The 14,324-nt window shown below is 70.2% G+C and carries 13 protein-coding genes and 1 pseudogene; 10 read left to right on the forward strand and 4 right to left on the reverse strand.

Annotation, left to right across the window (positions count from 1 at the left end; all coding sequences use genetic code 11):
- Positions 1 to 27: 27 nt before the first annotated feature.
- The 3 genes and pseudogenes from ACIBK5_RS03395 to ACIBK5_RS03405 all read right to left on the reverse strand — a co-directional run.
- Entirely contained in the window at positions 28 to 1,053 is a 1,026-nt protein-coding gene (locus ACIBK5_RS03395) for a 6-phosphofructokinase (RefSeq protein ID WP_399015643.1), read from the reverse strand.
- A 337-nt stretch (positions 1,054 to 1,390) separates the two neighbouring features.
- Complete coding sequence (locus ACIBK5_RS03400) at positions 1,391 to 1,768, reverse strand: MarR family transcriptional regulator (RefSeq protein WP_399015644.1); 378 nt, start codon at positions 1,766 to 1,768, stop codon at positions 1,391 to 1,393.
- Between the two features lie 287 nt (positions 1,769 to 2,055).
- Positions 2,056 to 2,235, reverse strand: a pseudogene (locus ACIBK5_RS03405) (FUSC family protein); the annotation flags it as partial.
- A 196-nt stretch (positions 2,236 to 2,431) separates the two neighbouring features.
- On the opposite strand from ACIBK5_RS03405, the gene ACIBK5_RS03410 reads away from it, so the two are divergent.
- The 4 genes from ACIBK5_RS03410 (at position 2,432) to ACIBK5_RS03425 (ending at position 7,506) form a co-directional block, all read left to right on the forward strand.
- On the forward strand, positions 2,432 to 2,908 hold the full coding sequence (locus tag ACIBK5_RS03410) for an Lrp/AsnC family transcriptional regulator (protein WP_399015646.1): 477 nt from the start codon (positions 2,432 to 2,434) through the stop codon (positions 2,906 to 2,908).
- A 44-nt stretch (positions 2,909 to 2,952) separates the two neighbouring features.
- Positions 2,953 to 3,648 carry an HAD family hydrolase gene (locus ACIBK5_RS03415; RefSeq protein ID WP_399015648.1) on the forward strand — a complete coding sequence of 232 codons (696 nt, stop codon included), beginning with the start codon at positions 2,953 to 2,955 and terminating at the stop codon, positions 3,646 to 3,648.
- Positions 3,649 to 3,775: 127 nt separating this feature from the next.
- Positions 3,776 to 6,589, forward strand: coding sequence for a beta-L-arabinofuranosidase domain-containing protein (locus tag ACIBK5_RS03420; RefSeq protein ID WP_399015649.1), 2,814 nt, complete (start codon positions 3,776 to 3,778; stop codon positions 6,587 to 6,589).
- A 152-nt stretch (positions 6,590 to 6,741) separates the two neighbouring features.
- Positions 6,742 to 7,506, forward strand: a complete 765-nt coding sequence (locus ACIBK5_RS03425; protein WP_399015651.1) for a DUF4142 domain-containing protein — start codon at positions 6,742 to 6,744, stop codon at positions 7,504 to 7,506.
- A gap of 39 nt (positions 7,507 to 7,545) precedes the next feature.
- On the opposite strand, the gene ACIBK5_RS03430 is transcribed toward ACIBK5_RS03425, so the two are convergent.
- Positions 7,546 to 8,319, reverse strand: a complete 774-nt coding sequence (locus ACIBK5_RS03430) for a LysR family transcriptional regulator substrate-binding protein (RefSeq protein WP_399015654.1) — start codon at positions 8,317 to 8,319, stop codon at positions 7,546 to 7,548.
- 58 nt (positions 8,320 to 8,377) lie between these two features.
- Between ACIBK5_RS03430 and ACIBK5_RS03435 the strand changes: the two genes are divergently transcribed.
- From ACIBK5_RS03435 to ACIBK5_RS03460, 6 genes are all read left to right on the forward strand, one after another.
- Positions 8,378 to 8,761 (forward strand): DUF5997 family protein, encoded by a 384-nt coding sequence (locus ACIBK5_RS03435; protein ID WP_399015656.1) that lies wholly within the window; start codon positions 8,378 to 8,380, stop codon positions 8,759 to 8,761.
- 182 nt (positions 8,762 to 8,943) lie between these two features.
- On the forward strand, positions 8,944 to 10,272 hold the full coding sequence (locus ACIBK5_RS03440; RefSeq protein ID WP_399015658.1) for a sugar ABC transporter substrate-binding protein: 1,329 nt from the start codon (positions 8,944 to 8,946) through the stop codon (positions 10,270 to 10,272).
- Positions 10,269 to 11,180 carry a carbohydrate ABC transporter permease gene (locus ACIBK5_RS03445; protein ID WP_399015660.1) on the forward strand — a complete coding sequence of 304 codons (912 nt, stop codon included), beginning with the start codon at positions 10,269 to 10,271 and terminating at the stop codon, positions 11,178 to 11,180. The genes ACIBK5_RS03440 and ACIBK5_RS03445 overlap by 4 nt, the downstream gene beginning before the upstream one ends.
- Complete coding sequence (locus ACIBK5_RS03450) at positions 11,177 to 12,121, forward strand: carbohydrate ABC transporter permease (RefSeq protein WP_399015662.1); 945 nt, start codon at positions 11,177 to 11,179, stop codon at positions 12,119 to 12,121. The genes ACIBK5_RS03445 and ACIBK5_RS03450 overlap by 4 nt, the downstream gene beginning before the upstream one ends.
- A gap of 29 nt (positions 12,122 to 12,150) precedes the next feature.
- Positions 12,151 to 13,059, forward strand: a complete 909-nt coding sequence (locus ACIBK5_RS03455; protein WP_399015664.1) for a 5-dehydro-4-deoxyglucarate dehydratase — start codon at positions 12,151 to 12,153, stop codon at positions 13,057 to 13,059.
- Positions 13,056 to 14,306, forward strand: coding sequence for a glucarate dehydratase family protein (locus tag ACIBK5_RS03460; RefSeq protein WP_399015666.1), 1,251 nt, complete (start codon positions 13,056 to 13,058; stop codon positions 14,304 to 14,306). Before ACIBK5_RS03455 ends, ACIBK5_RS03460 begins: the two co-directional genes overlap by 4 nt.
- Positions 14,307 to 14,324: the final 18 nt, after the last annotated feature.

Genomic DNA, 14,324 nt, shown 5'->3' on the forward strand with positions numbered 1-14,324 from the left:
GCGATCCGGCAGCAGGTGCCGGGGCAGTCAGCCGAAGAACACCTCGAACTCGTCGTACAGCGACCGATCGACCCGCTTGGTCTTCTCCGTGGCATCGGCGAGGGGGACGCGGACGATGTTCGTGCCGTGCAGGGCCACCATCACGCCGAAGTCTCCGTCCTTGACCGCGTCAACAGCGTGCAGCCCGAAGCGCGTGGCGAGCCATCGGTCGAAAGCGCTCGGCGTACCGCCGCGCTGGATGTGGCCCAGGACCGTGGTGCGGGCGTCCGTGCCGGTGCGTGCCGAGATCTCCTGGGCCAGCCACTCGCCGATGCCGGACAGTCGTACATGACCGAATTCGTCGAGCGTCTGATCCTTGAGCATCATCTGTCCCTCGTGGGGGACGGCCCCCTCGGCCACCACGACGATCGGCGCATAGTTGATCTTGAACCGGCTCCGCACCCACCCACAGACCTGCTCGATGTCGAACGGCTGCTCCGGGATGAGGATCACGTTGGCGCCGCCCGCGATGCCGGCTTGGATCGCGATCCACCCGGAGTGCCGCCCCATCACCTCGACCACCAGGGTGCGCATGTGCGATTCGGCAGTGGTGTGGAGGCGGTCGATGGCCTCGGTCGCGATGCCGACGGCGGTGTCGAAGCCGAAGGTGTAGTCGGTTCCGGAAACATCGTTGTCGATGGTCTTCGGTACCCCGACCAGGTTGACCCCCTGACGGCTCAGCTCGGTGGCCACACCGAGCGTGTCCTCGCCGCCGATCACGACGAGCGCGTCCACCTCGTGATCGGCGAGGGTGTCCTGCACGCGCCGCAGCCCGTCCTCGTGCTTGAACGGATTGGTACGGGAGGAACCGAGGATCGTTCCGCCGCGGGGGAGGATTCCGCGCACGCTGGAGATGTCGAGCGGCACCACATTGCCCTGGAGCGCGCCGAGCCAGCCGTCTCGCAGACCGACGAAGTCGAAGGCGTATTCCTGGACGCCTTTGCGGACGACGCTGCGGATCACGGCGTTGAGGCCGGGACAGTCACCGCCTCCCGTCAGCACTCCGACCCTCATGGCTTCCTCCCATCGACCGCTCACCCGACCTGGCGGCAGCCTTCTCTGCGAGAGGATCCTGTGCCGCGGGGACACGGATCTCCTCCCCTCAGGCTCCCTCCGTTCGGTCCCCAGTGGCCACTCGACGCAAGCGGGACGGGCGGCTCGTGCCTGGTGGCTTCCTTCGGATCGGTAGGCGGCCCGTAGGGGAATCCCGGCCTGGTGCGGGTGTGCCGGGAGATCTTCGACGGCGTCCTCGGTGACCGACCGCAGGCCGTAAAGGAAGCGGGCAACACACGCAGGCCGCAACAGCGGCGTTGCGCTTGGTCTGCGGAGCATCGTTGCCGGAGGACGCACCTCATGCCAGGAGGGGGCGCCAACGATCGGCTGACTCCGCCAGGTCCTCCGTGACTCGCTCCAGGAAGGTCCCCACTTTGGCCAGCCGCTGCCCCACGGGCGTGTCACGCCCTGGCGTCTCGGCCCCTGCCGTCGCGGCCTGCGCCGCCTCAAGGGTCTGTCGCGCACTGATCACGACCGAGTGGTACCAGGCGTCGTCGTCGACCACCTGGCCGTCGCGACGCCGCTGCGGATCCCGCTGGCGCCGGACATACCCGTGCTGGACAAGGAAGTTCACGGCCACGGAGACGGAGGCCGGGCTGACCTGCAGTCGGCGGGTCAGTTCCGCCGCGGTGCGCCTGCCGTCCTCGGACAGCAGCAGGTCGACATGCACGCGCACCGTCATCCTCGGCAGCCCGGACCTGACCGCCAGCTCGATGATCTCCCTCCCCTACGGCGTCTCCCTGCGATCCGTCCGCGCGCGGGGGCGCGGGTGTGCCACGCCGCGCCCGCTGGGCTGTCGCCTGGTGCGCCTGCTGAGGCTGCCAGCCGCCGTTGCGTGCGACCTCCCGGCTGATCGTCGAGGTCGACCGGGCGGGCCGGTCAGTGTGGGTGAGGGATGACCGGCCCGCCTGGAGTTGAGGGGTGCGGGTGGCCCGCATCCCGGCTGCGGATGTCCTCGCGCGGGGCGTCGGTGACGGTGAACAGCGCGAGCAGCGCCGCGAGACCGCCCGTGACGGCCCCCGTGAGGGAGTGCCCGGCGAGGCCGCACAGGGCGACCGCGAAAGCGATGCCGAGCACGGCGCGCGTGGCGAACCGCAACCGCGTCCGCCCCGGATCCGGAGCCATGAACACCCTCTTCAGCACCGCTTGCCGCCTCCTTCGCCCGCAGGCATGGGAAAGCATGAAAAAGGCGCCGCGGGGTCCGCAGCGCCATCGACGCCCCCATAGGAGCATCCCGGACGCCACTGGCTCAACTGGCTTCTTCTAGACTGAGCCATTGGTACAGCCATCCCGGCTCGAAGACGGCCGCGGCAGAGCCAACGGACGAGGAGGGCGCGGCATGCCTGTGGACGAGCTCGACACCCGCATCCTGCGGCTGCTGCTGGAGCAGCCGCGCACGAGTGTGCGCGAGTACGCCCGGATTCTCGGCGTCGCCCGGGGCACGCTCCAGGCCCGGCTCGACCGGCTGGAGCGCGACGGCGTGATCACCGGCACGGCGCCGGACCTCTCTCCCGCCGCGCTCGGCCATCCGGTGCTCGCGTTCGTGCACATCGAGGTCACCCAGGGCCATCTCGACGAGGTGGGCGACGCGCTGGCGGCGGTGCCGGAGATCGTCGAGGCGTTCTCCATCACGGGCGGCGGGGATCTGCTGACCCGGGTCGTGGCGCGGGACAACGCGCATCTGGAGGACGTCGTGCAGAAGCTGATCAGCCTGCCCGGGGTCGTCCGCACCCGCACCGAGATCGCCCTGCGGGAGCGCGTCTCCCACCGGCTGCTGCCGCTGGTGGAGTCGATCGGCCGGGCGGTCCGCTCCTGACACCCTCGCACTCCCTGGATCATGGTCTTTGACATGCTGACACCATGAGCAATCTCGGCGGCATATCGGTCATCTTCGATCTCGACGGAACACTCGTGGACAGCGAGCCGAACTACTACGAGGCGGGCCGGCAGACCCTCGCCGAGCACGGCGTCCCCGGCTTCAGCTGGGCGGACCATGAGCGGTACGTCGGCATCAGCACACAGGAGACGGTCGCGGACTGGAAGGAGCGGTACGGTCTGCGCGCCTCCGTGGAGGACCTGTTCACCGTCAAGAACCGCCGTTATCTCGAACTCGCCCGCAGCTCCACGCGCGCCTACCCCGAAATGCGCAGGTTCGTCGAGCTGCTGGCGGCCGAGGACGTGCCCATGGCCGTGGCCTCGGGGTCCTCGCCCGAGGCCATCCAGGCGGTCCTGAGCGGCACGGGCCTGGACGCCCATCTGCGGACCGTCGTCTCGGCGGACGAGGTCGCGCACGGCAAGCCCGCCCCCGACGTCTTCCTGGAGGCGGCCCGCAGGCTCGGGGCGGACCCGGCCGGCTGCGTGGTGCTGGAGGACGCCGCCCCCGGCGCCGCCGCCGCGCACGCGGCGGGGATGCGGTGCATCGCGATCCCGTACGTCCCGGCGCAGGCGGACGCCCCGGAGTTCACCACCGCCGGACTGCTCCTGCGGGGCGGTCAGGAGGAGTTCACGGCACAGGCGGCATTCGACTGGCTGACCGGCTCGGCAGGCCCTTCCTGAACTCACCTCTCCCGACCCGTTGACGCTCCCCCGTCCCCTCCCTAGGGTCTGGTCGATCACTCGCACAATGTTCGACATATCGAATACGTCGCATCCGTGGACCTGTTGGACCCGTGGAGGAGCACACATGGCACGGCCTCTCTCCAGACGAACCCTTCTCCAGGCGGCGACCCTCGCCGCCGCCGTACCCGCGCTCTCGGAGGCGGCGACCGGCCCGGCCCTCGCGGCGCCCGCGGCCGCCGACGGCACCCCGGCCGCCTGGACCGTACGGCCCTTCGGTCTTGAGGACGTGAGCCTCGGCCGGGGCGTCTTCGCCGACAAGCGGCGGTTGATGCTGGACCACGCCCGTGGCTACGACGTGAACCGGCTGCTCCAGGTGTTCCGCGCCAACGCCGGTCTCGCCACGGGCGGCGCGGTCGCCCCGGGCGGCTGGGAGGGCCTGGACGGCGAGGCCAACGGCAATCTGCGCGGGCACTACACCGGCCACTTCCTGACCATGCTGGCGCAGGCGTACCGGAGCACGAAGGAGCGGGTGTTCGCCGACCGGATCGGCACCATGGTCGGGGCGCTGACCGAGGTGCGGGCGGCGTTGCGGCGAGAGCCCGCGGTACTGAGCGTCGCCGGGAAGTTCGGGACCGCCGCGGACCAGGTACGGGGCTCCTACCAGTACGTGGATCTGCCGGCCGCCACGCTGAGCGGGACCTCGGCCGTCACCCTCTCCGTCTGGGTGCGGCCCACGCACGACGCCGACTGGACCCGCGTCTTCGATTTCGGCGACGACACCACGCGCTACCTGTATCTGGCCGCCCGCAACCAGGCGGGAGTGCCGCGCTTCGCCATCACCACGTCGGGCGCGGGCGGCGAGCAGGGCCTCGACGGCACGGCCCCGCTGCCGCTGAACCAGTGGAGCCATCTGGCGGTGACGATCGCGGGCGGCACCGGCACCCTCTACGTCAACGGCACCGCCGTCGCCCGGAACAGCGCGATGAGCCTCACCCCGGCGGCTCTCGGCACTCTGAAGAACAACTGGCTCGGCCGCTCGAACTACTCCGCCGACCCCGTCTTCGCGGGCGCCTTCGAGGAGTTCGACGTCTTCTCGCGGGCGCTGACCGCCGCCGAGATCGCCGAGTTGCAGAGCCGCAGGGCCGCCGACGCCTCGACGGGCCGGGGCGACCTGGCGTCGTACGCCTTCGACGAGACGGCCGGCGGGACCTTCGCGGACGCCTCCGGACGCGGCCTGACCGCCACCCTGCGCCGGACCTGGGGCGGGCCCAGCCATCCCGGGTTCCTCGCGGCGTACCCGGAGACGCAGTTCATCGACCTGGAGTCGAGGACCTCTCCCGACTACACGAAGGTGTGGGCGCCGTACTACACCGCGCACAAGATCCTCAGGGGGCTGCTCGACGCGTACACCGCCACGGACGACGACCGGGCCCTGGACCTCGCGTCCGGCATGTGCGACTGGATGTACTCCCGGCTGTCCAAACTGCCGGAGGCCACGCTCCAGCGCATGTGGGGGATCTTCTCCAGCGGCGAGTTCGGCGGCATCGTCGAGGCGATCTGCGATCTGCACACGATCACCGGCAGGGCCGAACACCTCGCGCTGGCCAAGCTGTTCGACCTGGACCGGCTGATCGACGCGTGCGCCGCGAACACCGACATCCTCGACGGGCTGCACGCCAACCAGCACATACCGATCTTCACCGGGTACGTGCGGCTGTACGACGAGACGGGTGAGGAGCGCTATCTCACCTCGGCCGAGAACTTCTGGGACATGGTCGTACCGCACCGGATGTACGGCATCGGCGGCACCAGCACCGCGGAGTTCTGGAAGGCCCGGGACGTGATCGCGGGCACCCTGGGCGCGGCCACCGCCGAGACCTGCTGCGCGTACAACATGCTCAAGCTGAGCCGCACCCTGTTCTTCCACGCGCAGGAACCGAAGTACATGGACTACTACGAGCGCGCCCTGTACAACCAGGTGCTCGGCTCGAAGCAGGACAAGCCGGACGCGGAGAAGCCGCTGGTCACGTACTTCATCGGGCTGACGCCAGGTCATGTCCGGGACTACACGCCCAAGCAGGGCACGACCTGCTGCGAGGGCACCGGCATGGAGAGCGCCACGAAGTACCAGGACTCGGTGTACTTCGCGAAGTCCGACGGCAGCGCCCTGTACGTCAACCTGTACAGCCCGTCCACGCTGACCTGGGCCGAGAAGGGCGTGACGGTCACGCAGACCACCGGCTACCCCCGGGAGCAGGGCAGCACGCTCACCTTCGGCGGCGGCCGGGCCTCCTTCTCGCTGCGGCTGCGCGTGCCGTCCTGGGCGAGTGCCGGGTTCCGGGTAACCGTCAACGGGAGTGCGGTGCCGGGCACTCCGACGCCGGGAAGCTACTTCGCCGTGTCCCGGACCTGGCGGGCCGGCGACACCGTCCGGGTCACCCTGCCGTTCCGGACGCGGGTGGAGAAGGCCCTCGACGACCCGTCCCTGCAGACCCTGTTCCACGGCCCGGTCAACCTGGTCGCCCGCTCCTCCGCGACGGAGTTCCTGAAGGCCGGGCTGTACCGCGACGCCGGTCTGTCGGGCGACCTGACGGCCTCCCTCACACCGGTGCCGGGCAAGCCGCTCCACTTCACGCTGGCCGGGACCGAGTGGGCGCCGTTCTCCGAGGGGACGGAGGATCCGACGCACGCCTACTTCCGGCGCGAGGAGCCGAAGGCCGTCTTCGGCGGCCGGGACTCGGGCGTCGCCAACCCGGCGAAGGCCGACGGCACCACCCTGCTGGACGAGGTCTGGGCCGGGGCGCCCTTCCGGAACAAGGGGGCGCTGGTGGCGCGGGTGCGGTCCACGGTGGACGCGTGGGTGACGGCCGGGCTGCTGAGCAGGGCCGACGGGGACAGGGTGGTGAGCACGGCGGGAGCGGCCTCGTACGAACCCTGAGCGGACCGGGTGGCGTTCGGGTGGGCCCGGTGCTGTGCGGTTCCGGCACCGGGCCCCGTCACATCCGGAACTTTTTTTGCGGCAGGGGTGATTGTTTCGCGTCCGGCGTCCGTACTTCTCGGTGTTGGGCCGTTCATACCCCAGGAGGCACGATGCGCATCTCGCGCAGCACGGCAGGAACCGCGTTCGTGGGCGGTGCGATGATCCTGACTCTCACCGCGCTCGCCTACCCCAGCATGCTGGGTGTGGAGAACGCGGCTTCCGGCCAGGACCGCATCATCGCCAACACCCAGTACGGTCCGCTGACCGAGGCGGATCGCGACTTCGTGGTAAAGGTGCGCGCGGCCGGGCTGTGGGAGCAGCCGCTGGGGCAAATGATCATGGAGCGGAGCAAGTCGCCGGCGATGATTGAGGTCGCGGAGCATCTGCTCGTGGGGCACGGCCGGCTCGACGCGGGCTGCCGCAAGGTCTCCACGGACTTGGGCATCACCCTGCCGAACGAGCCATCGCCGCAACAGCAGCAGTTCGTGGCGACGGCGGAGGGCAGCACCGGCAGGGAGTTCGAGTCCACGGCCGTGACCCTCATGCGCATCGCGCACGGGGGCATCTTCCCGACGATCGCCAAGATCCGGGCGACCACCCGCAACAGCATGGTGCGGGAGCTCGCCGACACGACCAACGACACGGTGCTCGACCACATCACGGTCCTGGAGAAGACCGGTCTGATCAACCAGGAGCAGGTCAGCTTCCAGATCACCGCCCCGCCCAAGCTGCCCCAGGAGCAGACGACGCCCCCGCCGCCGCAGCAGGGTGCGCCGGTCCGTGTACTGGAGGTCCCGGAGAACCTGAAGGATCTGCAGACGGTCGCTCCCAACCCGTCCTACGGGGCGCCGCAGCCGTCTCCGTCGGCCGGCTGAGCCAGGAACGGTCCGGGAGCCGGGCTCCCGCCGCCGGTCCTAGGAACGGCGGCGGGGCTTGCCGCGCCTGTCGCCCTTGGGGGCGCCACGCCCGCCCTTGCCGGTGCGCTTCGCGCCCGCGGACCTCCCGGCCGCCTGCTTCCCCGGCACCGGCTTTCGGCGGGCGTCGCCCCGGTCGGCGGCCCCGGACTCGTCCGGCTGCTTGCGGCCCCGGGTGCTGTTGACCGTACGGCCGCGGACGATGCCGATGAAGTCCTCGACCTGGTCCGTCGTCGCGTCCTGAGGCCAGGCCAGTGCCACGCTCGACTCGGGGGCGTCCTTGAGGGGGCGGTGTGTGAGGTCCTTGCGGTGGTGGAGGCGGGCGAGCGACAGGGGCACGACGAGGACGCCGATGCCGGCCGCGACGAGTTCGACGGCGTCGGCCGTGGTGGCGGGACGTTCGAAGGCGGGCCGCCCGGGGAGGCTCTCCCAGGCGAGGACGTCGTCGAGGGGATGCAGCACGATGTCGTCGGCCAGATCCTCGGGGGACACCTCGTCGACAGCCGTGACCAGGTGGTCCTTGGGCACCACGACGACCGTCTGCTCGGTGTAGAGGGGGATCGCGCTGAAGACCGTCCGGTCCACGGGCAGCCGGACGAGGCCCGCGTCGGCGTCGCCGCCCAGCAGCCGCTCGGCCACCGCCCCGGCGGCCAGCTGCGTCAGCCGCAGCGGTACGTCGGGCTGCCGCTCGTTCCAGATACGCACCCACTTGTCGGGCATCACCCCGGGTACGTACACGAGCCGGAACGAGGGAGAGGTTTCCGAGCCTGTCACCTCGCCAGGTTACCGGGCGTGGTCAGCGGTCGTGCACACGCTCGATACGCTTGATGCCATGACGTCGCACCAGAGCACCCAGACGATGAAGCCCGCCACCGCGGCGAAGAAGCTGGGTGTGTACCTCGAGGCCACACCCGCCGAGTTCCGGGAGGGTGTCGTCTCGCGCGCCGAGCTGAACGAGCTCCAGGCGAACCCGCCGCAGTGGCTGCAGGACCTGCGGCACAACGGCCCGCACCCCCGCCCGGTGGTCGCGGCGAAGCTCGGGGTCTCCATCGCGGGGCTCGCCCGCGCCGGTGTCACCGAGCCCCTCACCACCGAGCAGATCGAGACACTGAAGCAGGAAGGCCCCGAGTGGCTGGAGCGGGAGCGCGCCACCCAGGCGGAGGTCCGCAAGGAAACGGCCCGGATCAAGAAGAAGAACGCCGAGCGCCAGGCCTGACACCCGGCGCCCTCCCTTTCAGGACGGCCCCCACCGGATCATCCGGTGGGGGCCGTCGCTGTTACCCCTGGATGTCGTCAAAGTTTTCGGCCATGTCTTGACATGGCGAGGAGACGATCCGTAGCTTGGCCGATCATTTAGATTCGTGAAGCGCGTTCACGAATATGAACGGAGCAACCACCATGCGGGATCGCCTGCGAAGTCACCGCCTGGCCGCCGCGCTCGCCGTCTCGGGGCTCCTGTTCGGAACGGTCGCCTGCGGCTCCGGTTCCGGCAGTGCCCGGGCCGGCGATCCGAACACGCTGGAGGTGTGGACCCGGAGCGATCCGGAGTCCGCCCAGACCTATCAAAGGGTGTTCGCCGCCTTCACCAAGAAGACCGGCATCAAGATCGACTACCAGCCGGTCATGAACTTCGACCAGCAGTTGCAGAGCCGCGCGTCCACCAAGGACCTGCCGGACGTCATGATCAACGACACGGCCCTGATGGGCAGCTACCAGGCCCAGGGCCTGCTCAAGCCCATCGCCCCGGAATCGATCGCCGGACATGACGAGATCACCGCCAAGTCCTGGTCCTCCACCGTGGGCCGCGACGGCCGGCACTACGGCATCCCGTACTCCCGTCAGGCCATGACCCTGTTCGTCCGCAAGGACTGGCGGGAGAAGCTCGGCCTGCCGCAGCCGAAGACCTGGCAGGACACCCTCGCCCTCGCCAAGGCCTTCGCCACCCGCGATCCGGACGGGGACGGCAGGAAGGACACCTACGGCATGGTGGTCCCGGGCAGTGCCCAGAACGGCTATGTCGCCTGGTGGGGTTCGAGCTGGCTGTGGCAGGGCGGCGTGCGGATCCTGGAGAAGGAGGGCACGGGCTACCGGCCCGCCATGGACTCGGCGGCGGCCCTGCGCAGCGTCACCTGGATGAAGAAGAACCTCTTCTGCGGCGACAGCGGTGTCATCCAGCCCAGCGCCCTGACCTCCGTCACCGCGAACACCACCAACTTCCAGGACGGCAACGCCGGGATGTACCTCACCGGCCCGTACAACATCTCCACGTTCGACAAGGCGCTCGGCAAGGACAAGTACGAGGTCCTGCCCGCGCCCACCGGCCCGGCCGGGAACAACGACGTGCTGGCCGACGGCGAGAACGTCTACTTCGGAGCCAAGACCGGGAAGGCGAAGCAGGAACAGACCCTCGCCGCGTTCCTCGTCTCCCCCGAGGGCCAGGAACTCGCCATGACCGGAGACCACCAGCCCGTCGTGCGCATCCCCGTCAACTCCACGCTGGACGCGGCGAAGGTGCGCGAGGACCCGCGCTGGAGCGTGGTGCAGAAGGCGTACGAGACGGCCTCCGTGCAGTTCCCCAACGCCCCCGACTTCGCCCCGATCAAGCAGGACACCGCCGACGCGCTCAACGCGATCTTCACGTACTGCGGCAGCGACGTCCGCTCCGGCCTGAAGGAACTCAACGACACCCTCGCCGGTGACCTCAAGGACCAGGACCTGTTGAAATGACCGCGACCGTGACGACACCCGGGCCGCGCAGAGCCCGGCTCCTCGGCAAGAAGGCCGTACTGCCCTGGCTGTTCCTCGCCCCGGGCCTGCTGCTCGCCCTCGTCTTCAAGTTCCTTCCCATGGGCAAGGGCATCTGGCTGAGCTTCTTCGACGTGCGGCCCTTCCTCGGTGACAAGTGGGTCGGACTCGACAACTACACCCGGGTCCTGACCGACCACCGCTTCCAGGACGCCATCGGCCACACCCTGCTCCTCGGCGTCGGGATGTCGCTCGGCGGCATCGTCGCCGGCTTCGCGCTGGCGCTGCTGCTGGAGGGGCAGGCCCGTTCGCTGAAGCTCATCCGCACGGCCGTGTTCCTGCCCGTCGTCACCGCCACCGCCGTGGTCGGCGAGCTGTGGCGGCTGATGTACTACCCGACCTCCGACGGCCTCATCAACAGCGGTCTCGGGCTGCTGGGCCTCGGGCCGGTGCCCTACCTGGACAACCCCGACACGGCGCTGTGGGCCACGATGGCCATGGGCATCTGGATGCTCGCCCCGTACAACATGGTGATCATCCTCGCCGGCCTGGCGGGCGTGGACCGCTCGTTGTACGAGGCCGCCGCGATGGACGGTGTCTCGCTGTGGCAGCGGCTGCGCCACATCACGCTCCCCGCGATCCGCCCCGCCCTCGGCATCGTCCTCACCCTCGCCGCCATCCGCGGGCTGCGCGTCTTCACCGAGGTGTACGTCCTCACCGGCGGCGGCCCCGCCGGCTCCACCGACGTGTGGATGACCCGCGCCTACACCCTCGGCTTCACCCGTAACGACATCGGCGGTGCCTCCGCCGCCTCCGTGGTCCTGCTCTGCGTGACGCTGCTGCTCACCGTCACGGTCAACTACCTCCGCAAGAGGGGAGACGTGAGATGAGCGCTCCCGCCATCGACCCCGTCCGGACACCGGTGAGCGCCTCCCCCGCGCGGAAGTCCGCCGGGAAGCGGCGCACCACCCCCGCCCGCTTCGACACCGCCCTCGGCTGGAGCGACCGGCCGGGCCCCGCCTGGGCGCTGCGCGTCCTGCTCTGTGTGCTCGCCCTGGGCGTCTTCGCGGCGCCGTTCCTGACGATCTTCTCGGGTTCCTTCAGCGAGAAGGCCAGCGGTTCCACCCTGTCGTTCCTCCCCCACCATCCGACCCTGCTGAACTTCCGGGTGGCGGGCGAGCGCGGCATCTGGGACTACTTCGCCAACTCCCTGGTCATAGCAGGCGGCGGACTGTTGCTCCAGCTCGTCGTCTGCACGCTGGCCGCGTACGCGCTGGCCCGGCACCGCTTCCGCGGGCAGGCCCTGATCCTGACCCTGTTCATGCTGACGATGATGCTCCCCGAGGAGGTCATCGCCATCCCGCTGTCCCTGGTGCTCGGGCATGTGCCCGTGGTCGGCATCGACCTCAAGGGCACGGTCTGGGGCGTGATCCTGCCGCTCGGCGCCTGGGGGTTCTCGGTGATGCTGCTGACCGAGTTCATGAAGGACATCCCCACCGAGATCGAGGAGGCCGCCCGTATCGACGGCGTGGGCGAGCTGCGGATGCTGTGGCAGGTCGTCCTGCCGCTGTGCAAGCCCGCCCTCGGCGTGGCCGGGGTGCTCGGCTTCATCATGATCTGGGACCAGTACCTGCTGCCCCTGATCGCCGCCAAGGACCCCACCGACTACACGGTCACCGTCGCCCTGTCCATCCTGCGCACCGACCCCGAGGTCGGCTCCGGGGTGGTGCTGGCCGGTGCGGTCATCGCCCTCGTCCCCAGCCTGATCGTCTATCTGCTCCTCCAGCGCTCGCTGGTCACCGGCATCGCCGCCGGGGCCACGAAGGGCTGACCAACCCACCCCCCACGTATGAGGGAGACATGAAGTTCCACGGAGTGCTGTTCTTCCCGGTCACGCCGTTCGCGGCGGACGGTTCACTGGACGAGGAACGGCTGGCCCAGCACATCGAGTCGGGGGTCGCCGCGGGCGCGGGAGGTGTGTTCGTCGCCTGCGGCACCGGCGAGTTCCACGCGCTGTCGGCCGATGAGATCGAGCGGGCCACCCGGGTCGCCGTCGAGACCACGGCCGGACGCGTGCCGGTCCTCGCGGCGGCCGGCGGCCCCACCCCGGTCGCCCGGGACCAGGCCGCCCGCGTCGAACGGGCCGGTGCCGACGGCATCCTGCTGCTGCCGCCCTACCTGGTCAGCGCCCCGCAGCGGGGCCTCGTGCGGTACGTCGAGGAGGTCACGGCCGCCACCCGGCTGCCCGTCGTCTTCTACCAGCGAGGCACCGCCCGGCTCACCGCGGGGACGGCAGCCGAGATCGCCGCCCTGCCCGGGGTCATTGGTCTGAAGGACGGAATCGGGGACATCGAGCGGATGCACCGCATCGTCCGCGCGGTGCGTGCCGTGCCGGGCACGGAGGACTTCCAGTTCTTCAACGGCCTGCCCACCGCCGAGATGACCGCGCCCGCCTACCAGGACGTCGGCGTCGAGCTGTACTCCTCGGCGGTGTTCGCCTTCGCCCCGGAGATCGCGCTCGCCTTCCACCGGGCCCTCGCCGAGGGCGACGGTGCCCTGGTCTCCCGGCTCCTCGACGAGTTCTACGGCCCGCTGGTCGCCCTGCGCGACGAGGTCCCCGGTTACGCCGTTTCACTCGTCAAGGCCGGAGTGACGCTGCGCGGCCTGGACGTCGGCGGTGTACGGGCTCCGCTGCTCGATCCGACGCCGGAACACCTCGCCCGGCTCTCCGGACTCCTCGACCACGGACTGAAGGTGGCCGCCGCATGACCTCCACGCGCATCCGCGAGCTGATCATCACCCCGATCGCCTTCGGCGACCCGCCGCTGCTCAACTCCAACGGCGTGCACGAGCCGCTCGCCCTGCGGATCATCCTCCAGCTGGTGCTGGAGGACGGCACGGTGGGACTCGGCGAGTCCCCCGGCGGCACGGCCCGCCTGGAGCGGCTGCACACCGCCGCGAAGACGGTCGTCGGCATGGACGTCTTCGACACCACTGCCGTGGCCGCCGCGATCGACGCCGCCCTGTCGCCGACCGTGCCCAGCTCCCACGAGCGCGGCTGGACCACCTCGGCGATCGAGGTGGCCTGCCTCGACGCACAGGGCAAGCTGCTCGGCCGTCCGGTCAGCGACCTGCTCGGCGGCAGGGTCCGGGACTCGGTGCCGTTCGCCGCGTACCTCTTCTACAAGTGGGCCGAGCACCCCGCCCTCGACGGCCGCCCGGCCATCACCGACGACTGGGGCGAGGCCCTGGACCCGGCCGGGATCGTCGAGCAGGCCCGGCTGATGCAGGAGCGCTACGGCTTCAAGTCGTTCAAGCTCAAGGGCGGCGTCTTCCCGCCCGACGAGGAGATCGCCGCGATGCGTGCCCTCGCGGAGGCCTTCCCCGGGCAGCCGCTCCGGCTGGACCCGAACGTGGCGTGGACGGTCGAGACGTCCAAGTACGTCGCCCGGGAACTGGACGGTGTCCTGGAGTACCTGGAGGACCCCGCCAAGGGCATCGAGGGCATGGCGGAGGTGGCGAAGGAATCGCCCATGCCGCTCGCGACCAACATGTGCGTGATCGCCTGGGAGCATCTGAAGCCGGCCGTCGAGCAGAACGCGATCCAGGTGCTGCTCACCGACCACCACTACTGGGGCGGGCTGCGCCGCACCCGGGAACTGGCCGCCGTCTGCGAGGCGTTCGGTCTCACCTTGTCGATGCACTCCAACTCGCATCTGGGCATCAGCCTCGCCGCGATGACCCATGTCGGCGCGGCCATCCCCAACCTCGACCACTCCTGCGACACGCACTATCCGTGGAACTCGGCGGACGACGTGATCGTGCCGGGCGTGCTGGAGCTGCGCGACGGGGAGGTCAAGGTGCCCACCGGCCCGGGTCTCGGCGTCGAACTCGACCACGACAAGCTCGACGAGCTGCACCGGCGTTACGTCGACTCCGGGATGCGCAGCCGCGACGACACCGGCTACATGCGGCGGTTCCGGCCGGAGTACGAGCGGCTGCTCCCCCGCTGGTGACACCCGTGCGCCCCTCCC

The organism is Streptomyces sp. NPDC050546, assembly GCF_044457425.1.
In the GTDB taxonomy this organism is placed as follows: Bacteria; Actinomycetota; Actinomycetes; order Streptomycetales; family Streptomycetaceae; genus Streptomyces.